This window comes from Brevundimonas sp. A19_0 (assembly GCF_017744255.1).
Classification (GTDB): Bacteria; Pseudomonadota; Alphaproteobacteria; order Caulobacterales; family Caulobacteraceae; genus Brevundimonas.
Map to the genome: position 1 here is coordinate 1 of NZ_JAGHQP010000027.1, position 18,090 is coordinate 18,090.

Annotated in this window: 32 protein-coding genes; 3 read left to right on the forward strand and 29 right to left on the reverse strand. The window is 66.5% G+C overall.

Features of this window, described 5'->3' with window-relative positions; translation table 11 throughout:
• The 27 genes from J7346_RS14215 to J7346_RS14345 all read right to left on the reverse strand — a co-directional run.
• Positions 1-195, reverse strand: a 195-nt coding sequence (locus J7346_RS14215) for a hypothetical protein (protein WP_209120631.1), incomplete at its 3' end; no start/stop codon positions are given.
• 43 nt (positions 196-238) lie between these two features.
• Positions 239-802 (reverse strand): adenylate kinase, encoded by a 564-nt coding sequence (locus tag J7346_RS14220; RefSeq protein WP_209120632.1) that lies wholly within the window; start codon positions 800-802, stop codon positions 239-241.
• Between the two features lie 18 nt (positions 803-820).
• Positions 821-2,206 (reverse strand): preprotein translocase subunit SecY, encoded by a 1,386-nt coding sequence (secY, locus tag J7346_RS14225; protein ID WP_209120633.1) that lies wholly within the window; start codon positions 2,204-2,206, stop codon positions 821-823.
• A gap of 103 nt (positions 2,207-2,309) precedes the next feature.
• The gene (gene rplO, locus J7346_RS14230) at positions 2,310-2,912 is read right to left on the reverse strand and encodes a 50S ribosomal protein L15 (protein ID WP_209120634.1); all 603 of its coding nucleotides are present in this window, start codon (positions 2,910-2,912) and stop codon (positions 2,310-2,312) included.
• Positions 2,913-3,083: 171 nt separating this feature from the next.
• Entirely contained in the window at positions 3,084-3,278 is a 195-nt protein-coding gene (rpmD, locus tag J7346_RS14235) for a 50S ribosomal protein L30 (protein ID WP_209120635.1), read from the reverse strand.
• Between the two features lie 2 nt (positions 3,279-3,280).
• A complete protein-coding gene (gene rpsE, locus J7346_RS14240; protein WP_209120636.1) occupies positions 3,281-3,880 on the reverse strand; it encodes a 30S ribosomal protein S5 in 600 nt (199 codons plus the stop codon).
• 12 nt (positions 3,881-3,892) lie between these two features.
• Positions 3,893-4,255 (reverse strand): 50S ribosomal protein L18, encoded by a 363-nt coding sequence (rplR, locus tag J7346_RS14245; protein WP_209120637.1) that lies wholly within the window; start codon positions 4,253-4,255, stop codon positions 3,893-3,895.
• A 3-nt stretch (positions 4,256-4,258) separates the two neighbouring features.
• A complete protein-coding gene (gene rplF, locus J7346_RS14250) occupies positions 4,259-4,792 on the reverse strand; it encodes a 50S ribosomal protein L6 (protein ID WP_209120638.1) in 534 nt (177 codons plus the stop codon).
• 1 nt (position 4,793) lies between these two features.
• Entirely contained in the window at positions 4,794-5,192 is a 399-nt protein-coding gene (rpsH, locus tag J7346_RS14255; RefSeq protein WP_209120639.1) for a 30S ribosomal protein S8, read from the reverse strand.
• Between the two features lie 13 nt (positions 5,193-5,205).
• Positions 5,206-5,511, reverse strand: a complete 306-nt coding sequence (gene rpsN, locus J7346_RS14260) for a 30S ribosomal protein S14 (protein WP_209120640.1) — start codon at positions 5,509-5,511, stop codon at positions 5,206-5,208.
• A gap of 19 nt (positions 5,512-5,530) precedes the next feature.
• Positions 5,531-6,088, reverse strand: coding sequence for a 50S ribosomal protein L5 (gene rplE, locus J7346_RS14265; RefSeq protein ID WP_209120641.1), 558 nt, complete (start codon positions 6,086-6,088; stop codon positions 5,531-5,533).
• A complete protein-coding gene (gene rplX, locus J7346_RS14270; protein ID WP_209120642.1) occupies positions 6,088-6,396 on the reverse strand; it encodes a 50S ribosomal protein L24 in 309 nt (102 codons plus the stop codon). Before rplX ends, rplE begins: the two co-directional genes overlap by 1 nt.
• Before the next feature lie 2 nt (positions 6,397-6,398).
• Positions 6,399-6,767, reverse strand: a complete 369-nt coding sequence (gene rplN / locus J7346_RS14275; RefSeq protein ID WP_209120643.1) for a 50S ribosomal protein L14 — start codon at positions 6,765-6,767, stop codon at positions 6,399-6,401.
• 18 nt (positions 6,768-6,785) lie between these two features.
• The gene (rpsQ, locus tag J7346_RS14280) at positions 6,786-7,034 is read right to left on the reverse strand and encodes a 30S ribosomal protein S17 (RefSeq protein WP_209120644.1); all 249 of its coding nucleotides are present in this window, start codon (positions 7,032-7,034) and stop codon (positions 6,786-6,788) included.
• Between the two features lie 10 nt (positions 7,035-7,044).
• Complete coding sequence (gene rpmC, locus J7346_RS14285) at positions 7,045-7,242, reverse strand: 50S ribosomal protein L29 (RefSeq protein ID WP_209120645.1); 198 nt, start codon at positions 7,240-7,242, stop codon at positions 7,045-7,047.
• Positions 7,239-7,679 (reverse strand): 50S ribosomal protein L16, encoded by a 441-nt coding sequence (gene rplP, locus J7346_RS14290; RefSeq protein ID WP_209120646.1) that lies wholly within the window; start codon positions 7,677-7,679, stop codon positions 7,239-7,241. Before rplP ends, rpmC begins: the two co-directional genes overlap by 4 nt.
• A 3-nt stretch (positions 7,680-7,682) precedes the next feature.
• Entirely contained in the window at positions 7,683-8,435 is a 753-nt protein-coding gene (gene rpsC / locus J7346_RS14295; protein WP_209120647.1) for a 30S ribosomal protein S3, read from the reverse strand.
• Complete coding sequence (gene rplV / locus J7346_RS14300) at positions 8,435-8,815, reverse strand: 50S ribosomal protein L22 (protein WP_123285854.1); 381 nt, start codon at positions 8,813-8,815, stop codon at positions 8,435-8,437. The genes rpsC and rplV overlap by 1 nt, the downstream gene beginning before the upstream one ends.
• Before the next feature lie 3 nt (positions 8,816-8,818).
• Positions 8,819-9,097 (reverse strand): 30S ribosomal protein S19, encoded by a 279-nt coding sequence (gene rpsS / locus J7346_RS14305; protein WP_209120648.1) that lies wholly within the window; start codon positions 9,095-9,097, stop codon positions 8,819-8,821.
• Between the two features lie 2 nt (positions 9,098-9,099).
• The gene (gene rplB / locus J7346_RS14310; protein ID WP_209120649.1) at positions 9,100-9,933 is read right to left on the reverse strand and encodes a 50S ribosomal protein L2; all 834 of its coding nucleotides are present in this window, start codon (positions 9,931-9,933) and stop codon (positions 9,100-9,102) included.
• 4 nt (positions 9,934-9,937) lie between these two features.
• Positions 9,938-10,243, reverse strand: a complete 306-nt coding sequence (locus J7346_RS14315; RefSeq protein WP_209120650.1) for a 50S ribosomal protein L23 — start codon at positions 10,241-10,243, stop codon at positions 9,938-9,940.
• A complete protein-coding gene (gene rplD, locus J7346_RS14320; RefSeq protein ID WP_209120651.1) occupies positions 10,243-10,881 on the reverse strand; it encodes a 50S ribosomal protein L4 in 639 nt (212 codons plus the stop codon). Before rplD ends, J7346_RS14315 begins: the two co-directional genes overlap by 1 nt.
• Complete coding sequence (gene rplC / locus J7346_RS14325; protein ID WP_209120652.1) at positions 10,881-11,651, reverse strand: 50S ribosomal protein L3; 771 nt, start codon at positions 11,649-11,651, stop codon at positions 10,881-10,883. Before rplC ends, rplD begins: the two co-directional genes overlap by 1 nt.
• A gap of 19 nt (positions 11,652-11,670) precedes the next feature.
• Positions 11,671-11,976 carry a 30S ribosomal protein S10 gene (gene rpsJ, locus J7346_RS14330; protein WP_003164367.1) on the reverse strand — a complete coding sequence of 102 codons (306 nt, stop codon included), beginning with the start codon at positions 11,974-11,976 and terminating at the stop codon, positions 11,671-11,673.
• A gap of 290 nt (positions 11,977-12,266) precedes the next feature.
• Positions 12,267-13,130 (reverse strand): DUF2807 domain-containing protein, encoded by an 864-nt coding sequence (locus J7346_RS14335; RefSeq protein WP_209120653.1) that lies wholly within the window; start codon positions 13,128-13,130, stop codon positions 12,267-12,269.
• A gap of 71 nt (positions 13,131-13,201) precedes the next feature.
• Positions 13,202-14,122 (reverse strand): cupin-like domain-containing protein, encoded by a 921-nt coding sequence (locus J7346_RS14340; RefSeq protein WP_209120654.1) that lies wholly within the window; start codon positions 14,120-14,122, stop codon positions 13,202-13,204.
• Positions 14,123-14,140: 18 nt separating this feature from the next.
• Positions 14,141-15,289 carry a GNAT family N-acetyltransferase gene (locus J7346_RS14345; RefSeq protein WP_209120655.1) on the reverse strand — a complete coding sequence of 383 codons (1,149 nt, stop codon included), beginning with the start codon at positions 15,287-15,289 and terminating at the stop codon, positions 14,141-14,143.
• A 192-nt stretch (positions 15,290-15,481) separates the two neighbouring features.
• Between J7346_RS14345 and J7346_RS14350 the strand changes: the two genes are divergently transcribed.
• The 3 genes from J7346_RS14350 to J7346_RS14360 are packed head-to-tail and all read left to right on the forward strand — an operon-like array spanning position 15,482 to position 17,592.
• Complete coding sequence (locus tag J7346_RS14350; protein ID WP_209120656.1) at positions 15,482-15,643, forward strand: hypothetical protein; 162 nt, start codon at positions 15,482-15,484, stop codon at positions 15,641-15,643.
• Positions 15,643-16,413 (forward strand): GDSL-type esterase/lipase family protein, encoded by a 771-nt coding sequence (locus J7346_RS14355; RefSeq protein ID WP_209120657.1) that lies wholly within the window; start codon positions 15,643-15,645, stop codon positions 16,411-16,413. Before J7346_RS14350 ends, J7346_RS14355 begins: the two co-directional genes overlap by 1 nt.
• A 60-nt stretch (positions 16,414-16,473) precedes the next feature.
• Complete coding sequence (locus J7346_RS14360) at positions 16,474-17,592, forward strand: L,D-transpeptidase (RefSeq protein ID WP_209120658.1); 1,119 nt, start codon at positions 16,474-16,476, stop codon at positions 17,590-17,592.
• Here the strand turns inward: J7346_RS14360 and J7346_RS14365 are convergent.
• Positions 17,585-17,917, reverse strand: coding sequence for a hypothetical protein (locus J7346_RS14365; protein ID WP_209120659.1), 333 nt, complete (start codon positions 17,915-17,917; stop codon positions 17,585-17,587). The two genes, J7346_RS14360 and J7346_RS14365, sit on opposite strands and share 8 nt — an antisense overlap.
• A gap of 68 nt (positions 17,918-17,985) precedes the next feature.
• A partial coding sequence (locus J7346_RS14370; protein ID WP_209120257.1) for a hypothetical protein occupies positions 17,986-18,090 on the reverse strand: 105 nt, incomplete at its 5' end.

Genomic DNA, 18,090 nt, shown 5'->3' on the forward strand with positions numbered 1-18,090 from the left:
GGGCGGAGGCGGTTCCGGGGGCGGGGTGAACAGCACCACATCGATGAGGGGTGGCGGATAGCTGGCGGGCACGGGCGTCGAACGGCTGGCGGCGAACAGCACCAGCCCGTGCATCAGCAGCACGACGATCAGCGCGCCACTCCACCGGGTGGCCCGCCGTTGGCGCTTCGTCAGATGTCCAGAGAACCGGCCCATGCGACCAGCCTAACGCGCAAGGGCGCGATCCGTCGCCTGCTGATCAGGCGTCGATGGCGGCGTCGAGGGCGGCCGCCACGGTGTCGATCGAGGCCATCCCGTCCACCTCGACCAGCTTGCCCTGTCCCTCATAGTAGGGCAGCAGCGGCGCCGTCTGGCGGTTATAGGCCTCCAGCCGCACCTTGAAGCTGTCGGGATTGTCGTCAGGACGGCCCTGTTCGGCATAGCGCTGGGCGATGCGGGCCTTGAGGGCCTCATCATTCACCTTCAGGCGCACCACGCGGTCGATGGTCGATCCCCGGCCGGCCAGCATGGTGTCCAGCGCTTCGGCCTGGGCGACCGTGCGCGGGAAGCCGTCGAAGATGGCGCCGCCGGCCGCCTCGGCCTCGTCGAGGCGGGCCTCGATCAGGGCGATGACGATCTCGTCGGTGACCAGCTCGCCGCGCTCCATGATGCCCTTGACCGTCTGGCCCAGTTCCGAGCCCGACGCGATGGCGGCGCGCAGCATGTCGCCGGTCGACAGCTGGACCATGCCCCGCGTCTCGACCAGTCGCTTGGCCTGGGTGCCCTTGCCGGCCGCAGGCGGCCCGAACAGGATCAGGTTCATGACGTCCTCCCCCGAGGCCTAGCGGCGCGCGGGCGCCGGCATGCCGCCCCGGCCACCGCCGCCACGTCCACGCAGCTTGGCCTTCTTGATCAGCCCCTCATACTGGTGCGCCAGCAGGTGCGACTGGATCTGCGCCACGGTATCCATCGTCACCGAGACCACGATCAGGATCGAGGTGCCGCCGAACAGCAGGCCGCCCATCGAGCTGGCCAGGAACTCCGGCAACAGACAGACGGCGGTGATGTAGGCCGCGCCGATCACCGTCAGGCGGGTCAGCACATAGTCCAGATACTCGGCCGTGCGCTTGCCCGGACGGATGCCCGGCAGGAAGCCGCCGTACTTGCGCAGGTTCTCGGCCGTGTCCTCGGGATTGAAGGTGATCGAGGTGTAGAAGAAGCAGAAGAAGATGATCAGTGCGCCGTACAGCACCATGAAGGCGGGCTGGCCGTGCGACATCTGGGCCGTGACATACGGCAGCCAGCTCATCCACGAGGGCAGGTCCGCATTGGCCGTCATGGTCGCGACCGTCGTCGGCAGCATCAGCAGCGACGAGGCGAAGATCGGCGGGATGACGCCCGCGGCATTGACCTTCAGCGGCAGGAACGAGCGCTCGCCCCCCGCCATCCGGTTGCCTTCCTGACGCTTCGGATACTGGATCAGCAGGCGGCGCTGGGCGCGCTCCATGAAGACGATGAAGACCACGGTGGCGATCGCCATGACGCCGAGGAACAGCAGCAGGAAGGCCGATATCTGGCCCTGCTCGGCCAGACCCAGCAGACGCGCGATGCTGGACGGCAGCACCGCCACGATACCGGCGAAGATGATCAGCGAGATGCCGTTGCCGACGCCGCGCGCCGTCACCTGCTCACCCAGCCACATCAGGAACATGGTGCCGCCGGTCAGGGTCACGACCGTCGAAACGATGAAGAAGATGCCGGGCGCATCGACCAGATTGGCCTGGGCGTTCAGGCCGATGGCGATACCGAACGACTGCATCAGGGCCAGCACCACGGTCAGATAGCGGGTGTACTGGTTCAGCTGCTTGCGGCCGCTCTCGCCGCCTTCCTTCTTCAGCTTCTCCCACGGCGGATACACTGCGCCCATCAGCTGCACGATGATCGACGCCGAGATGTAGGGCATCACGTTCAGGGCGAAGACCGCCATCCGCTCGACCGCGCCGCCCGAGAACATGTTGAACATGTCCAGGATGCCGCGCTGGCCATCCGGGTTCTGGAAGAACTGCAGGAAGGCTTCCGAGTTGATCCCCGGGATCGGCACGAAGGTGCCGATGCGATAGACGATCAGCGCGCCCAGGGTGAAGAGCAGACGCTTGTGCAGCTCGGTCGCTTTCGCGAACGAGCCCACATTCATATTGGCAGCAAGTTGTTCGGCGGCCGAAGCCATAACGGTTTACCCCGACGTTTAGTCCAAGACCGGTCGCGCACGACCGGGTGCCCGTTCCCAGATAGGCGAAGGGCGGCCTCTTAGCGAGACCGCCCCGGCGGGTTTATTTTCCGGCCTTGTCTGCGGCCTGGCGACGGGCCCGGGCGGAAACCTTGTTGGCATCGCCCTTCGGAGCCTTCGCTGCCGGGGCCTTGCCCTTGGCGGCGTTGCGCTTCTCGACGCGGGCCTTGGCCTTTTCCTCGGCTGCGATGCGCTGTTGCACCACGGTGCCGCCTGCGGCCTCGATGGCCTTGACCGCGCCGGTCGAGGCCGACCAGACGACCAGGTTCAGCTTGGCCTTCAGCTCGCCGGTGCCCAGCACCCGCACGCCGTCCTTGACGCGACGCAGCACGCCGGCGGCGACCAGGGCCTCACCGGTGATTTCCTTCTTGATGTCCAGCTTCTTGGCATCCACGGCGTCCTGCAGGCGCCACAGGTTCACCTCGGCCAGCTTCAGCGCGCCGGGGTTGTTGAAGCCGCGCTTGGGCATGCGCATGTACAGCGGCATCTGGCCGCCTTCGAAGCCCAGCAGGCTGACGCCCGTCCGCGACTTCTGACCCTTGACGCCGCGGCCCGAGGTCTTGCCCTTGCCCGAACCGGGGCCCCGGCCGACGCGCATGCGCTTCTTGTGAGCGCCTTCGTTGTCACGGATTTCGTTCAGTTTCATGTGCCTGATCCTTTCGGGTGCTAGCGCCTGGCCAGGCCAGACTCGGCGTTGGAAAAAGAAAGTGGCGAGTGACGAGTGATGAGTGCCGAGTCAAGCAAAATCGGATGCACCGACCCCTTGCCTACTCGTCACACGCCACTCACCACTCGCCACTCAGCGTAGCGAATTTACTTACTTTTCGACCACTTCCACCATGTGGCGGACCTTGGCGATCATGCCACGGACGGCCGGGGTGTCCTCAAGGGTCGACTCGCGGCCCATGCGGTTCAGGCCCAGACCCATCAGGGTGGCGCGCTGGTCCGACTTGCGACGGATCGGGCTGCCGGTCTGGCGGATGGTGACGGTTGCGTTTTCTTTCTTGGCCATGATCAGCTCTCGACGGCTTCCGGCGCCGAGGCACCGTCATTGCGACGTCCCATCAGATCCGCAACCTTCTTGCCGCGCTTCGACGCGATCTGACGCGGCGAAGACTGGACCTTGAGCGCCTCGAAGGTGGCACGGATCATGTTGTAGGGGTTGGACGAACCGGTCGACTTGCCGACCACGTCCTGCACGCCCAGGGTTTCCAGAACGGCCCGCATCGGACCGCCCGCGATCACGCCGGTGCCGGGAGGCGCCGCGCGGACCATGATCTTGCCGGCGCCCCAACGGCCGTTGCCGTCGTGGTGCAGGGTGCGGTTCTCGCGGAGCGGGACCCGGATCATCGTCTTCTTGGCTTCCTCGGTCGCCTTGCGGATGGCTTCCGGCACTTCGCGCGCCTTGCCGTGACCGAAACCGACGCGGCCCTTGCCGTCGCCGACGACCATCAGGGCCGCGAACGAGAACCGGCGGCCGCCCTTCACAGTGGCCGCGACGCGGTTGATGTGAACCAGCTTCTCGATGATGTCCGACTCGGGACCCTCGGCCTGGGGGGCGTTGCGGTTGTCGCGACGATTGCCACCGCCGCCGCGTTGGGGTTGTTGCGCCATACGTCCCGTTCCTTAGAAGTTCAGGCCGGCTTCACGCGCGGCTTCCGCCAGCGCCTTCACCCGACCGTGATAGATGTAGCCGCCGCGATCGAAGACGACGTCCTTGACGCCCTTCTCGATGGCACGTTCGGCGAGCAGCTTGCCGATGCGCGCCGCGGCCGCGGTGTCCGAGCCCTTCTGCTTCTTGCCCTTTTCGCCTTCCAGCGAAGAGGCAGCCGCCAAGGTGACGCCGTTGGCGTCGTCGATGATCTGGGCCGAGATGTTCTTGTCCGACCGGTGGACCGACAGACGCATACGACCGTTGGCGACCGCCTTCAGGCGGCGGCGCGTGCGCTCGGCGCGACGCTTGGCATTCTGTTTGAGCGTAGTGGCCATGACTTACTTCTTCTTGCCTTCCTTGCGCCGGACGGTCTCGCCCGCATAGCGCACGCCCTTGCCCTTGTAGGGTTCCGGCGGACGCAGCTTGCGGATGACGGCGGCGATCTGACCGACGGCCTGCTTGTCATTGCCCGAGATCTTGACCTCGGTCTGCTTGGGCACGGCAAAGGTGATGCCGGCCGGCGGAGCGATGTCGATCTCGTGCGAGAAGCCCAGCTGCAGCGACAGCGACTGGCCCTTCAGCGCGGCACGATAGCCGACGCCCACCAGTTCCAGCGTGCGCTCGAAGCCTTCGGTGACGCCGACGACCATGTTGTCGACCAGCGTGCGCGACAGGCCCCACATAGCGCGGGCACGTTGCGTGTCCGCCCGCGGGGCCAGGTTCAGGCCGTCGTCACCCTGGGTGATCTCGACCTCTTCGGCCACGGTCCAGGAGCGCTCGCCCTTGGGACCCTTCACCGACACGGTCTGACCGTCGATCGAGACGGTCACACCCTTCGGGATGGCGATGGTTTTCTTACCGATACGGGACATCTTAGTAGACCCTGCAGAGGACTTCGCCGCCAACATTGGCGTCGCGGGCGGCCGAGTCGGACATCACGCCCTTCGAAGTCGAAAGGATCGAGATACCGAGGCCGTTCTTGATCGGCTTCAGGTCGCTGATCGCCGAATAGACGCGGCGGCCCGGCTTGGACACGCGGCTGATCTCGGCGATGACCGGCTGGCCGTCGAAGTACTTCAGTTCAATCTCGAACTGCGGGAACTCGCCGGGGTTCTGAACCAGCGAATAGCCGCGGATGTAGCCCTCGTCCTTCAGCACGTCCAGGACGCGCTGGCGCAGACGCGAGGCCGGGGTGAGCACCTTGGAACGCTTGCGGGTCGCGGCGTTCTTGATGCGAGCGATCATGTCGCTCAGGGGATCGTTGATCATCATGGCGTTCTTCCCCTTACCAGCTCGACTTGGTCAGGCCGGGGATCTGACCCTTGTTGCCCAGTTCGCGCAGGGCAATACGGCTCATCTTCAGCTTGCGATAATAGGCGCGCGGTCGGCCCGTCACCTCGCAGCGGTTGCGGATGCGGCTGGGCGCGGAGTTGCGCGGCAGCGCGGCCAGCTTGAGGCGCGCTTCAAAGCGCTCTTCCAGCGGCAGCGATTCATCGTTGGCGGTCGCCTTGAGGGCGGCCCGCTTTGCGGCATACTTCGCAACAAGCCGCTTGACGTGCTCGTTCCGGTTTACGGCGCTCTTCTTAGCCATTTTGCTCTTCCTTTCCCGATCAGTTCACGAACGGGAACTTGAATTCGGTGAGGAGAGCCTTGGCTTCCTCATCCGTCTTGGCCGTGGTGCAGACGACGATGTCCATGCCCCACATCTGGTCGATCTGGTCGTAGTTGATCTCCGGGAACACGATGTGTTCCTTCAGACCCATCGCATAGTTGCCACGGCCGTCGAACGACGTGCCCTTCAGGCCGCGGAAGTCCTTCACGCGCGGCAGGGCGATCGTGATCAGGCGGTCCAGGAACTCGTACATCCGGTCGCCGCGCAGGGTGACCTTGCCGCCGATGACCATGCCTTCGCGCAGCTTGAAGCCGGCGATGGAGTTGCGGGCCTTGGTCGGCACGGCCTTCTGGCCGGCGATCGCGGTCAGGTCCTTGAGGGCGGCGTTCGCCTTCTTGGAGTCGGCCACGGCTTCACCGATACCCATGTTCAGGACGATCTTGTCCAGCTTGGGCATCTGCATCGGGTTGGTGTAGCCGAACTTCTCGGACATCACCGCCTTGATGCGCTCCTGGTACTCGCTCTTGAGGCGAGGCGTATACTTGGTGTCGGCCATCAGATGACGTCTCCCGTCGTCTTGGCGAAGCGAACCTTCTTGTCGCCTTCAACCTTGAAGCCCACGCGGGTCGCCTTGCCGTTGGCGTCGGCGATCGCGACGTTCGACAGGTGAAGCGAGGCTTCCTTGTTCTTGATGCCGCCTTGCGGGTCAGCCTGGGTCGGGCGCGTGTGGCGCTGGACCATGTTGACGCCTTGCACGACGACGCGGTTTTCAGTCGGCAGAACCTTGAGCACCTTGCCGGTGCGGCCCTTGTCCTTGCCGGTCAGGACGACGACGGTGTCGCCCAATTTGATCTTGGCGGCCATGTCTACAGGACCTCCGGAGCCAGCGAGATGATCTTCATGTGGTTCTTGGCGCGCAGCTCGCGCGGAACCGGGCCGAAGATACGGGTGCCGACCGGCTCGTTCTGCTTGTTGACGATCACGGCCGCCGACTTGTCGAAGCGGATGACCGAGCCGTCACGGCGCTGGATGTCCTTGGCCGTGCGGACGACGATGGCGCGCACGACGTCACCCTTCTTCACCCGGCCGCGCGGAATCGCTTCCTTGACCGAGGCGACGATGGTGTCACCGACCGAGGCGTAGCGACGCTTCGCGCCGCCCAGCACCTTGATGCACATGACCCGGCGAGCGCCCGAATTGTCGGCCACCTCCAGGTTAGTTTGCATCTGGATCATGGGATCCGATCCTTCTTCTTACGAAGCCGAGGCGGGGGAGTCGGAGACGACTTCCCAGCGCTTCAGCTTGGACTTCGGGGCGCACTCGACGATGCGGGCCAGGTCACCGACCTTCAGGGCGTTCGCTTCGTCGTGGGCGTGATACTTCTTGGACAGGCGCACGGTCTTCTTCAGCACCGGGTGCAGCAGGGTGCGTTCGACCTTGACGACGATCGTCTTGTCGCCCTTGTCGGAGACGACCACGCCTTCGAGAATTCGTTTCGGCATCTTCGTTCCTTTAAGCCGCAGCCTGCTTCTGGCGCAGAAGCGTCGAGATGCGGGCGATGTCCTTGCGCACTTCACCCACGCGGTGGGTCTTTTCCATCTGGCCGGTGGCCGCCTGGAAGCGCAGGTTGAACTGTTCCTTCTTGAGCTTGAGCAGCTCCTCGGACAGCTGGTCGGGCGTCAGCGCCCGCAGGTCGGCGATCTTGGTCATGCCGCTTGCTCCGTGTGACCGATGCCGGCATCCAGGCGGGTGACCACCTTGGTGCGGACCGGCAGCTTGGCAGCGCCGAGACGCAGCGCCTCGCGGGCGATGTCATCCGGCACGCCGTCGATTTCAAACAGGATACGGCCCGGGTGGCAGCGCGCGGCCCAGTGGTCCACGGCGCCCTTGCCCTTGCCCATCCGCACTTCGGCCGGCTTGCCCGAGACCGGCACGTCCGGGAAGACGCGGATCCAGACGCGGCCCTGACGCTTCATCTGGCGGGTGATCGCGCGGCGGGCCGCCTCGATCTGACGCGCAGTGATCCGTTCCGGCTCCAGCGTCTTCAGGCCATACGAGCCGAAGTTCAGCGAGAAACCACCCTTGGCCGAGCCATGGATGCGGCCCTTGAAGGCCTTGCGGTATTTGGTCTTCTTCGGTTGCAGCATGACTTAGTTCTCACGTCCCCGGTCACGGCGCGGACCGCGATCACCGCGGGGGCCACGCTCGCGGCCTTCATTCGACGACGGGCCCGACGCTTCCTGGGCCCAGCGCTTGTCCTGGGCCATCGGGTCGTGCTCCAGCACCTCGCCCTTGAACACCCAAACCTTCACACCGATGATGCCGTAGGTGGTCTTGGCTTCGTAGACGCCATAGTCGATGTCCGCGCGCAGGGTGTGCAGCGGCACACGACCTTCGCGGTACCATTCCATACGGGCGATTTCCGCACCGCCCAGACGACCCGCCACATTGATCCGGACGCCCTTGGCACCCAGACGCATGGCCGATTGCATGGCGCGCTTCATGGCCCGACGGAAGGCCACGCGGCGCTCCAGCTGCTGGGCGATGTTCTCGGCGATCAGCTGGGCATCGACTTCCGGCTTGCGGACCTCGACGATGTTCAGGTGAACCTCACCTTCGGTCATCGCGGCGATGTCCTTGCGCAGCTTCTCGATGTCGGCGCCCTTCTTGCCGATCACGACACCCGGACGAGCGGCATAGATCGTCACGCGGCACTTCTTGTGCGGACGCTCGATGATGATGCGCGACACACCGGCGCCCGACAGGCGCTCACGCAGCCACTCGCGCAGCTTCAGGTCCTGGTGCAGCAGCTTGGCGTATTCGCGACCGCCGGCGAACCAGCGGCTGTCCCAGGTGCGGTTGACGCCGAGCCGCAGCCCGATCGGATTGATTTTCTGACCCATCAGGCGGCCTCGCCGGCTTCACGGACCACGATGGTGATCTCGCTGAACGGTTTCAGGATACGCGACGAGCGACCACGAGCGCGGCTCGCGAAACGCTTCATCACCAGGTTCTTGCCCACAAAGGCCTCGGCAACGATCAGGTTGTCGATGTCCAGGTTGTGGTTGTTTTCAGCGTTCGAGACGGCCGAATACAGCACCTTGCGGACGTCGGTCGCGATGCGCTTGCGGCTGAATTCCAGCTCGTTCAGCGCCTTCTGGACCGGCAGGCCACGGATCGACTGGGCCACCAGGTTCAGCTTCTGGGGGCTGATCCGGACGTTGACCAGCTTGGCGCGGGCTTCGGTCGTCGACACGCGACGGGGGTTCTTGGTCTGGGCCATCGGTTACTTCCTCTTGGCCTTCTTGTCCGCCGCGTGACCCGGGAAGGACCGCGTCGGCGAGAACTCGCCAAACTTCATGCCGACCATCTCTTCGGAGACCGACACCGGCACGTGCTTCATGCCGTTGTGCACGCCGAACGTCAGACCGACGAACTGAGGCAGGATGGTGGAGCGGCGCGACCAGGTCTTGATCACGTCCTTGCGGCCCGACGCTTGCGCGGCCTCGGCCTTCTTCAGCAGATACCCGTCGACAAACGGGCCTTTCCAGGAGGAGCGGGCCATCTTTAGCGAGCCTTCTTCACGTGGCGGCTACGGATAATGTACTTGTCCGTGGCCTTGTTCTTGCGGGTACGGGTGCCCTTGGTGTCCTTGCCCCAGGGCGTGACCGGCGTGCGGCCGCCCGAGGTCCGGCCTTCACCACCACCGTGCGGGTGGTCGATCGGGTTCATGGCGACACCGCGGACGTGCGGACGGAAGCCCATGTGGCGCTTGCGACCGGCCTTGCCCAGGTTCTGGTTCATGTGGTCGGGGTTCGACACCGCGCCCACCGTGGCCATGCAGCCGTCCAGCACCATGCGCAGTTCGCCCGAACCCAGACGAATCTGGGCGTAGCCGGCGTCGCGGCCGACCAGCTGGGCGTAGGCGCCGGCCGAACGGGCCAGCTGGGCGCCCTTGCCCGGCTTCATCTCGATGTTGTGGATGATCGTACCCACCGGCATCGAGCGCAGCGGCATGGCGTTGCCCGGCTTCACGTCGGTCTTTTCACCGGCGACCACCGTGTCGCCCGCCTTCAGGCGTTGCGGCGCGATGATGTAGGCCTTTTCGCCATCCTCATAGGTGATGAGGGCGATGAAGGCGGTCCGGTTCGGATCGTACTCCAGGCGCTCGACGGTCGCCGACTGGAACTTGCGACGCTTGAAGTCGATCTTGCGGTACAGGGTCTTGGCGCCGCCACCGCGGAAGCGGACGGCCACGCGACCACCGGCACCGCGACCGCCGGACTTGGTCAGACCTTGGGTCAGCGACTTCTCCGGACGCCCCTTGTGGAGCTCCGAACGGTCGATCAGCACCAGGGCGCGGCGGCCCGGCGACGTCGGATTATATGTCTTCAGAGCCATTGGTTCAGAGCCCCGTGGTGACGTCGATCGACTGGCCCTCGGCCAGCGTCACGATCGCTTTCTTGATGTCGACCCGACGGCCCTGAATGCCGCGGAAGCGCTTGGTCTTGCCCTTTTGGACCAGGGTGTTGACCTTGACGACGCTGACCTTGAACAGGCTTTCGACCGCCGCGGCGATCTCGTCCTTCGAGGCCGTGCCGGCCACGCGGAAGACGACCTTGTTCTGCTCGGACAGGATCGTCGCCTTTTCGGTGATGATCGGCGACAGGATGGTGTCGTAGTGTTTGGCGGTGGGTTGAGCGCCGGCCATTACGCGGCCTCCTTCTCAGAGAAGCGCGCCTCGATGGCCTCGACGGCCGCCTTGGTCAGCACCAGCTTGTCGGCCCGCAGGATGTCAAAGACGTTCAGGCCGGCGTTCGGCAGCACGTCGATGTGCGGGATGTTGCGCGCCGCCAGACCGAAGCCGGTGTCGACTTCCGGACCAGCGATGATCAGGGCCTTGGTCCAGCCCAGCTTGCCGAACTGCTCACGCAGCTTGGCGGTCTTGGGCTCCTTGACCGAGACGCTGTCGACCACGATCAGGTCGCCCGAGACGACCTTGGACGACAGGGCGTGGCGCAGGGCCAGGGCGCGGACCTTCTTCGGCAGCGAGAAGCCGTGGTCGCGAACGACCGGGCCGAAAGCGCGCGAGCCGCCCACGAACTGCGGCGCACGCCGCGAGCCGTGACGGGCGCCGCCGGTGCCCTTCTGCTTGTACATCTTCTTGCCGGTGCGCGAGTTTTCGTTGCGCGTCTGGACCTTGTGGGTACCGGCACGGCGCTTGGCCAGCTGCCAGTTCACATAGCGGGCCAGCAGGTCGCCGCGGATGTCGGTGATGCCGAACACGGCATCCGACAGCTCCACGTCGCCCGAGGCCTTGCCGTCGAGTTTGATGACCGAGAGCTTCATTACGCTTCACCGCCTTCTTGGGTCTCGGCGACGGGCGCGTCCTCGGCCGGGGTTTCGGCAGGCGCCTCGGCGGCGGCCTTGGCCGACTTCACGGCACCGGGGAACGGAGCATCGGCCGGACGGGCCTTCTTGATGGAGTCGCGAACCTTGACGTAGCTGCCGTCGTGACCCGGGACAGCGCCCTTGATCAGGATCAGGCCGCGGTCGGCATCGACGCGGAACACAGTCAGGTTCTGCAGGGTGACGGTTTCCTGACCCAGGTGACCCGCCATCTTCTTGCCGGCGAAGGTCTTGCCCGGATCCTGACGGTTACCCGTCGAACCGTGCGAACGGTGCGAGACCGACACACCGTGGGTGGCACGCAGACCGCCGAAGTTCCAGCGCTTCATGGCGCCCGCGAACCCCTTACCGATGGTCTGGCCCTGGATGTCCACGGTCTGGCCGGCGATGAAGTGGTCCGCCGTCAGCTCGGCACCGACGTCCAGCAGCGCGTCTTCCGACACGCGGAACTCGGTGACGATCCGCTTCGGCTCGACCTCGGCCTTGGCGAACACGGTCCGCTGGGCCTTGTTGGTCCGCTTGGCCTTGCGGGCACCGGCACCCAGTTGCAGGGCGACATAGCCGTCCCGGTCCTTGGTGCGTTGGCCCACGACCTGGCAGCCGTCCAGCTGCAGCACGGTCACAGGAACGTGCGCGCCATCTTCAGCGAAGATACGCGTCATTCCCAGCTTCTTGGCGATCACGCCCGTTCTTTGCGCGTCCTGGCGCATCGGATCCCGCCTCTTCTTCTTAAATCTTGATCTCGACGTCCACACCAGCGGACAGGTCGAGCTTCATCAGCGCGTCCACGGTCTGCGGGGTGGGGTCGACGATATCGAGAACACGCTTGTGCGTGCGGATTTCAAACTGCTCGCGCGACTTCTTGTCGACGTGCGGCGAACGGTTCACGGTGAACTTTTCGATCAGGGTCGGCAGCGGGATCGGACCACGGACGGTCGCCCCGGTGCGTTTCGCAGTATTGACGATTTCGCGCGTCGAAAAGTCGAGGACGCGATGATCGAAGGCCTTGAGCCTGATGCGGATGCTTTGATCCATATCGGTCGTATTTCCCAAGCAGGCGAACCTGCGTCCCTGTGAACCATTTCAAAGACCGGAGTCTTCAGGCCGAAGCCCTCAGAGTACGCACGTCCGCAAAAACGAGCGGCCCACGCAGTTACCCGCGAAGGCCGTTTAAGTCCTGGATCGCTGCAAAGAACAGGGTCTCAGGTCGTTCCTGCGGACCGCGTCTGCACTTCATACTCACGCGAAGTGCACAGCCGGTCCAACAAGAGTGCGGGCTTATGCCGTTCGATTCCGCCTGCGTCAAGGGCAGAATCCGACGGATGTCAGTGGCGGATGGAGATATCTCCTGCCCCCAGCACCGAACGGCTGACCCGGCCGGTGACCCGGTCGATATCCACGTCGCCCGCGCCGACGATCGAGACATCCAGATCGCCCACGGTACCCCGGAACTCCACGTCCCCGGCGCCGGCGATCGAAATGTCCATGGTCGGGGCATTGCCACCCCGGATCAGCAGGTCACCGGCGCCGGCCACCGACAGATCGACCGGACCATTCACGCCGGCGATCTCCACATCGCCCGATCCCCCGATGGAAATGTCGAGGTCACGGGTGGCTCCGGCCCGGACATCGCCCGACCCGCCGATGCTGATGTTCAGGGCGCCGGAGGTGCCGATGATCGAGTCGCCCGAGCCCACGAGCGACAGGTCCACCTGCCCATCGACATTGGCGACCATCCAGTCGCCGCAGCCGGCATTGCCGAAGTCGACACTGCGTGCGCCCCGGCCAACCGTTCCATAGACCGCGCCCGATACGCCCAGATCCACGTCACGCGGCGCATGGATCACGATCAGCGGGGCGTCTTCCAGATTGATGCGGCCCTTGCCCCGTACATCGACCGAGGCACCCTCGCCCGGCTGGGAGCCCCCGGCCCGGCCCGAGCGGCAGCTGCGGATGGCCCGGCGCGGAAGATTGCCCTCGATCTCGATCCGGTCGCCCCGGCGACGGACGGTAGGCGTCGGCAAATCGGCACGGCCCTGATCGATCTCGACCGCCACGTCGGAGCGGTCCTCGACCAGCACGATGACGCGGGCCACGGCGTTCTCGATCCTCACGTCCTGGGCCTGGGCCGTCCCGGCCAGCGCGGTCGTCGACAGCAGGGCAGCGGTCAGGATGTATGCGGCTTTCATAAGAGGTCCTCCCTGTTCCAATGACGGGAAGGATGCCCCCTCGGGACGGCCGATGTCATTTTAACTCGAGGTCATGACTCCGAATTAATACGCCCTGCACCGTCCACCGCGCCCACGGCGGGCTCGAACTCCCGCTCGAAGCTGGCGATCCGGTCGGGCATGACCTTCAGCTTGCGCAGCACCTGCGCCGCCGCCCAGCGCACCGCCAGACCCGGCAGTCCCACACGATCGGTCGACACCGGCCTCAGCCCCCTCGCCCGCGCCACGGCATGGGTATAGAGCGCACCATTCCTCAGCCGCGTGGGCCAGGTCTGGAACTCGACTGACAGGGACACACAGAAGCGGTCGAGGTTCTCTACCCGGTGCGGCGCATAGAAGGGCCAGGTCAGCGCCTGTCCCGGCTCCAGATCCACCACCTGGGCATCGCTCTCGAAGCTGCGGGCATAGGGCACCTCTTCGGTCGTCTGTCGGGCGACCACCTGCTCCATGGCGACCTCGGGCAGGTGCAGCTCGTCACCCGGATAGACGAACACCCGCTTGCGCCCGCGCATGTGAAACAGCATCACGCCGGCCGCATCGAAGTGATAGGGCACGCGCGCCTTCGGCGACGACAGGATCAACTGCCCTGCCCGGCGGATCGCCTTCAGTCCCGGATAGCTGGCCTGGACGGTGTCGAACTCGGCCATGGCGGCCTGCCACAGCTCGGGCCAGCCCCGCTCCACCGAGCGCAGGTTCACCCAAAGGCGCCCCTGCTTGATGGCGTCCAGCAGGTCCGCGCCCGACAGGCGCCCGCGCGCCCCGGTCCGCAGACGGGCCTGACCGTCGTCGTCATAGTCATAGAGGTTGATGTCGAACAGATCGGCGGGATAGCGGTCCAGCAGGGCCGCCAGCGCCTCGTCCGAAGCAAAGCCCTGATCGACCAGGGCATGCGGATGCACCTCGCCCTTTTCGATGGGGCCGGTGTAGCGGGTGCGGGCGGTCTTCTGCAGCATGGCGTCCTCCGCCGGGGGTCAGGCCGAAGCCGTCAGGATGTCGGGCGTCTTGCGCAGGGCCGACCGCGCCGCGACCGCCAGACCCCGCGCACGCGCCAGTCCATCGACCTCGCAGGCCTCGATGGCCGCCCAGCGCCGACGCAGGCTGGTGCGCAGCGCCTCGGCCCGACCGGCACCGGCCAGTCCGCCCAGCGTAGCCAATGCGGCCCCGCCCAGCGTCGCCGTCAGGCCAGGCTTCTGGATCACCGCCTCGCGCAGGCTCTGCGACGCATTGCAGAAATACTTCTTGTAGTGCTCACCCCCGAAGCCGAAGTCGAACACCCGGTATCCGAGTTCCGATCCCTGCCGCATGGTCTCCAGACTCAGCAGCACCCCCGGCGAACAGCGCGCCAGCCCCGGCACATAGGTCGGGAACCAGAAGTGATAGTGGCTGTCGGCGTGCATGGAATATTCCAGCGCACAGATCTGGTCGCCGGCCTTCAGCACGGCGATAGAGGCCCCGAAGTCACCCTCGGACTGCATCAGCGCCTGCAACAGCCGACCGGTCCAGCCACAGGCGAACACATCGTGCAGACCGCTGCGGCGATACTGCTCGCGCTTCAACCCGATGATCCGCTCCAGAAGCTCGGGATCGCGCAGGCCCAGCTGCACCTCGACCGGCCCCAGCTCGGCCTCCAGGCTGCGCCGGGCGCGCTCCTTGTCCTTGAAGTACTTGCCCTGGGCGGTGCGCCGCTCGGCATACCAGGGCTCAAAGCCCTCGTCCGGCAGGACGGCCATGACCGCCTGGCGGGCTTCACCGGCCCCGCACGGCCCGACCCACCCGCTGACGTTCAGCCGCTTGCCATCCAGAAGTTCGGCCACATGCGCCAGGGTCGGCGCCGTGTCCGGATGGCTGATGATGCCGTGATAGTCATTCATCGGCGCGGCCAGCGGCTGGATCGCCCCGCCGCGCGTCTGGTGCGGGAAGAAGCCGACGACCTCGTCGCCCCGGTGCAACACCGCCACCCGGGCGCCGGGCGTGACCTCTGCCGCAATGCGGGTGAACTCGGTCCGGAAATACGGGCTGGACAGCGCCGGGTTGGCCTGACGCATCGCGTCCCACAGCTGCCAGTGATCCGCCGACAGTCGCTCGACCGCCAGCATTTCGACCTTCAGACCCGTGCCCATAGCCGCTCCATCATCCCCTTCGGTCGCGCGCAGCACGCACCGCTTCACACGCGAGACTAGACTCGCAGCCTTGAATCGAAGTTGAGAGCCATGGTGAACGGGGCCTTATCCATGTTCGCTCGACGGGAGCCGCGTGGCGACCTTGAGCGTTCATGCCCTGCCGGGCACTGTTGCCCATCGACGGAGTCCGACATGACCGATCCCCGCCCCGACAACCGCTCCACCGAAAACGAGGACCTGCGCCCCGATCACGACGGCGAGCCGCCGCGCCCGGCCACCGAGCCGCGGGGCTCCAAGGGCTCCAGCAACTCGGGCGAGACCGAGACCGATCCGGCCACGGGCGAAGAGAACTGATGCGTCAGGCCGCTGCCGTCGCCGCCCTGCTGGTGCCCCTCGCGCTCGGGGCATGTTCCACCGGCATGACGACCACGTCCATCCGGGCCTTCGATGTCCCGGCCGCCTGTCCGGTTGCGGGGGCGGTTTTCCACGAGAATGGCGCGCTCGACCGCAGCCGGGCCGCGCTGGCGTCGGGCGAGCTGACCATTCTGGCGGTCGGCTCGTCCAGCATCGAGGGCGTGGGCGCCAGCGCCCGTGAGCTGTCCTATGTGCCGCTGGTCGAGGCGGGCCTCCGCGAAGCCTTCCCCTCCGCGACAGTCACCGTGGTCAATCGCGGTATCGGCGGAGAGACGACCGCCGACACCGTCAACCGCCTCAAGACCGAGATCGACGCCCACCACCCGGACCTCGTCCTCTGGCAGCTGGGCACCAACGACATGCTGCGTGACCTGACCCTCGCCCAGGTCGTCGCCGACTTCGACCGGGGCCGCGACATCCTCGATGCCGCGGGCGTCGACGTCGTGCTGATCGATCCCCAGCGCCTGCCGGAGCAGACTGAAAACGCCGGCTTCCGCGGGCGCAACGCCCTGCTGTCGGGCGTGTCGGGCACCATCACCTATCTGGGCGAGCGCGAAGGCTATGCCGTGGCCCAGCGGTTCATTCCCATGTCGGGCTGGGGGGCCCTGCCCCACGGCGGCGTCGGCCCCGACGACCTGCACCTCAACGACGCCGGCTATGCCTGCTGGGCCGCCCAGACCGTGACCGGCCTTAGCGCCGCACTTCGCTGAAAGGCGCGGAACGGCCGCGCGCGGCAGGGGTTGGACAGGTCCCTCTCCCGGAGCCCGTTCATGATCATCCGCCGTCGCCGTCCGCTCGCCCTCGCTGCCGCCTTCCCCTTGCTCGCCCTGGCGGCGTGCGGCGACGATACGCGCGACCGCTCCCCGCCAGAGGCCGGCAGCCCCGCGCGCGACGAATCCTCGCGCCTGCGCCAGTCGATCGAAGCGGCGACCTACGCGCCGCCCGCTCCCGAACAGGACGAGGCGACCTCCACCGGGGAAGCCGATACTGGCGACACCGCGTCGCGCGGCGGCGCGGTTTCCGGCGAGCTGCCGGACGAGGCGCGTCCCGACCCGGCCATGGTCCGGGTCCAGATCCTGCTCGACCGCACCCGTTTCTCGCCCGGCATCGTCGACGGGCTGGGGGGCGAGAACACCCGTCAGGCCATCGCCGCCTTTGAGGAGGCCAACGGCATGGACGTCGACGGCGAGCTGGACGCCGCCGTGTTCGAACGCCTGACCACGGGCGACACCGCCCGGGTGCTGACCGACTACACGATCACCCAGGCCGACGTCGCCGGCCCCTTCATCGGTACCGTGCCCGAGGACCTTGCGGACATGGCCGGGCTCGAGACCGTCGGCTACACCGGTCCGCTCGAGGCCCTGGCCGAGAAGTTTCACATGAGCGAAGCCCTGCTCGAGGCGCTCAATCCGGGCGTCGATTTCGGGCGTGCGGGCCAGACCATCGTGGTCGCCTCGACCGGCCAGCCGGCGCTGGACGGCAAGGTCGCCCGCATCGTCGTCAGCAAGGCTGAAAGCGCGGTGCGTGCCTTTGATGCCGAGGGCCGGCTGCTCGCCTTCTACCCGGCCACCATCGGCAGCGGCGACACTCCCTCTCCGTCCGGCACCCACACGGTGCGGGCCGTCGCCCCCCGCCCCAACTACACCTACGACCCGTCGCGGGTCAGCTATGGCGAAGGCGGCAGCAAGGTGATCGTGCCCCCGGGCCCGAACAACCCGGTCGGCTCGGTCTGGATCGATCTGTCGAAGGACACCTACGGTATCCACGGCACGCCCGAGCCTGCGGAGATCGGCAAGACCGCCTCCAGCGGCTGTGTGCGCCTGACCAATTGGGACGCCGAACAGCTGGCCGACGCGGTCGAACAGGGCGTCCAGGTGCGCTTCACCTAGGCCCCCCGGGGTCGAGGCTCGCGTACCAGTCGGCATAGGGCGTCGTCCGCGCCATATGCCGATTGAGGTCCGGCGCCCCGTCTGTCCACCAGACTGGACCGCGCTCGCCCAGCGCGATCTTGGCCGCGTCCACCGCCTGTCCGGCCCCCGCCAGCGCCTCGCGGTCGCCCGCCTTTCGGGCTCGGCCCACCTCGCGGCGGGCGGCCATGAGCGCCTTGACCAGCGGGGCTTTCTCCTCGGGCGACAGCGCAGGGTTGGTCGTGCGCCACAGACGACCGCGCACCACGAAGTAGCGGCCATCGGGTGTGGTCGGATAGCGCTTCATCCACCCCCAACGAAAACGGCCCCCGGATTGCTCCGGGGGCCGTTCCGTCTTTCAGCCGTGGGGGCTGATTACTCGGTGATCTTCGACACGACGCCGGCACCAACCGTGCGGCCGCCTTCGCGGATGGCGAAGCGGAGCTTCTCTTCCATGGCGATCGGGGTGATCAGCTCGAC

What these genes read in the sequence shown, in the direction of transcription:
- J7346_RS14220 (WP_209120632.1), bottom strand. Translation starts at nt 802, where the DNA reads ATGAACCTGATCCTGTTCGGGCCGCCTGCGGCCGGCAAGGGCACCCAG.
- secY (WP_209120633.1), bottom strand. Translation starts at nt 2,206, where the DNA reads ATGGCTTCGGCCGCCGAACAACTTGCTGCCAATATGAATGTGGGCTCG.
- rplO (WP_209120634.1), bottom strand. Translation starts at nt 2,912, where the DNA reads ATGAAACTGAACGAAATCCGTGACAACGAAGGCGCTCACAAGAAGCGC.
- rpmD (WP_209120635.1), bottom strand. Translation starts at nt 3,278, where the DNA reads ATGGCCAAGAAAGAAAACGCAACCGTCACCATCCGCCAGACCGGCAGC.
- rpsE (WP_209120636.1), bottom strand. Translation starts at nt 3,880, where the DNA reads ATGGCGCAACAACCCCAACGCGGCGGCGGTGGCAATCGTCGCGACAAC.
- rplR (WP_209120637.1), bottom strand. Translation starts at nt 4,255, where the DNA reads ATGGCCACTACGCTCAAACAGAATGCCAAGCGTCGCGCCGAGCGCACG.
- rplF (WP_209120638.1), bottom strand. Translation starts at nt 4,792, where the DNA reads ATGTCCCGTATCGGTAAGAAAACCATCGCCATCCCGAAGGGTGTGACC.
- rpsH (WP_209120639.1), bottom strand. Translation starts at nt 5,192, where the DNA reads ATGATGATCAACGATCCCCTGAGCGACATGATCGCTCGCATCAAGAAC.
- rpsN (WP_209120640.1), bottom strand. Translation starts at nt 5,511, where the DNA reads ATGGCTAAGAAGAGCGCCGTAAACCGGAACGAGCACGTCAAGCGGCTT.
- rplE (WP_209120641.1), bottom strand. Translation starts at nt 6,088, where the DNA reads ATGGCCGACACCAAGTATACGCCTCGCCTCAAGAGCGAGTACCAGGAG.
- rplX (WP_209120642.1), bottom strand. Translation starts at nt 6,396, where the DNA reads ATGGCCGCCAAGATCAAATTGGGCGACACCGTCGTCGTCCTGACCGGC.
- rplN (WP_209120643.1), bottom strand. Translation starts at nt 6,767, where the DNA reads ATGATCCAGATGCAAACTAACCTGGAGGTGGCCGACAATTCGGGCGCT.
- rpsQ (WP_209120644.1), bottom strand. Translation starts at nt 7,034, where the DNA reads ATGCCGAAACGAATTCTCGAAGGCGTGGTCGTCTCCGACAAGGGCGAC.
- rpmC (WP_209120645.1), bottom strand. Translation starts at nt 7,242, where the DNA reads ATGACCAAGATCGCCGACCTGCGGGCGCTGACGCCCGACCAGCTGTCC.
- rplP (WP_209120646.1), bottom strand. Translation starts at nt 7,679, where the DNA reads ATGCTGCAACCGAAGAAGACCAAATACCGCAAGGCCTTCAAGGGCCGC.
- rpsC (WP_209120647.1), bottom strand. Translation starts at nt 8,435, where the DNA reads ATGGGTCAGAAAATCAATCCGATCGGGCTGCGGCTCGGCGTCAACCGC.
- rplV (WP_123285854.1), bottom strand. Translation starts at nt 8,815, where the DNA reads ATGGCCCAGACCAAGAACCCCCGTCGCGTGTCGACGACCGAAGCCCGC.
- rpsS (WP_209120648.1), bottom strand. Translation starts at nt 9,097, where the DNA reads ATGGCCCGCTCCTCCTGGAAAGGCCCGTTTGTCGACGGGTATCTGCTG.
- rplB (WP_209120649.1), bottom strand. Translation starts at nt 9,933, where the DNA reads ATGGCTCTGAAGACATATAATCCGACGTCGCCGGGCCGCCGCGCCCTG.
- J7346_RS14315 (WP_209120650.1), bottom strand. Translation starts at nt 10,243, where the DNA reads ATGGCCGGCGCTCAACCCACCGCCAAACACTACGACACCATCCTGTCG.
- rplD (WP_209120651.1), bottom strand. Translation starts at nt 10,881, where the DNA reads ATGAAGCTCTCGGTCATCAAACTCGACGGCAAGGCCTCGGGCGACGTG.
- rplC (WP_209120652.1), bottom strand. Translation starts at nt 11,651, where the DNA reads ATGCGCCAGGACGCGCAAAGAACGGGCGTGATCGCCAAGAAGCTGGGA.
- rpsJ (WP_003164367.1), bottom strand. Translation starts at nt 11,976, where the DNA reads ATGGATCAAAGCATCCGCATCAGGCTCAAGGCCTTCGATCATCGCGTC.
- J7346_RS14335 (WP_209120653.1), bottom strand. Translation starts at nt 13,130, where the DNA reads ATGAAAGCCGCATACATCCTGACCGCTGCCCTGCTGTCGACGACCGCG.
- J7346_RS14340 (WP_209120654.1), bottom strand. Translation starts at nt 14,122, where the DNA reads ATGCTGCAGAAGACCGCCCGCACCCGCTACACCGGCCCCATCGAAAAG.
- J7346_RS14345 (WP_209120655.1), bottom strand. Translation starts at nt 15,289, where the DNA reads ATGGGCACGGGTCTGAAGGTCGAAATGCTGGCGGTCGAGCGACTGTCG.
- J7346_RS14350 (WP_209120656.1), top strand. Translation starts at nt 15,482, where the DNA reads ATGACCGATCCCCGCCCCGACAACCGCTCCACCGAAAACGAGGACCTG.
- J7346_RS14355 (WP_209120657.1), top strand. Translation starts at nt 15,643, where the DNA reads ATGCGTCAGGCCGCTGCCGTCGCCGCCCTGCTGGTGCCCCTCGCGCTC.
- J7346_RS14360 (WP_209120658.1), top strand. Translation starts at nt 16,474, where the DNA reads ATGATCATCCGCCGTCGCCGTCCGCTCGCCCTCGCTGCCGCCTTCCCC.
- J7346_RS14365 (WP_209120659.1), bottom strand. Translation starts at nt 17,917, where the DNA reads ATGAAGCGCTATCCGACCACACCCGATGGCCGCTACTTCGTGGTGCGC.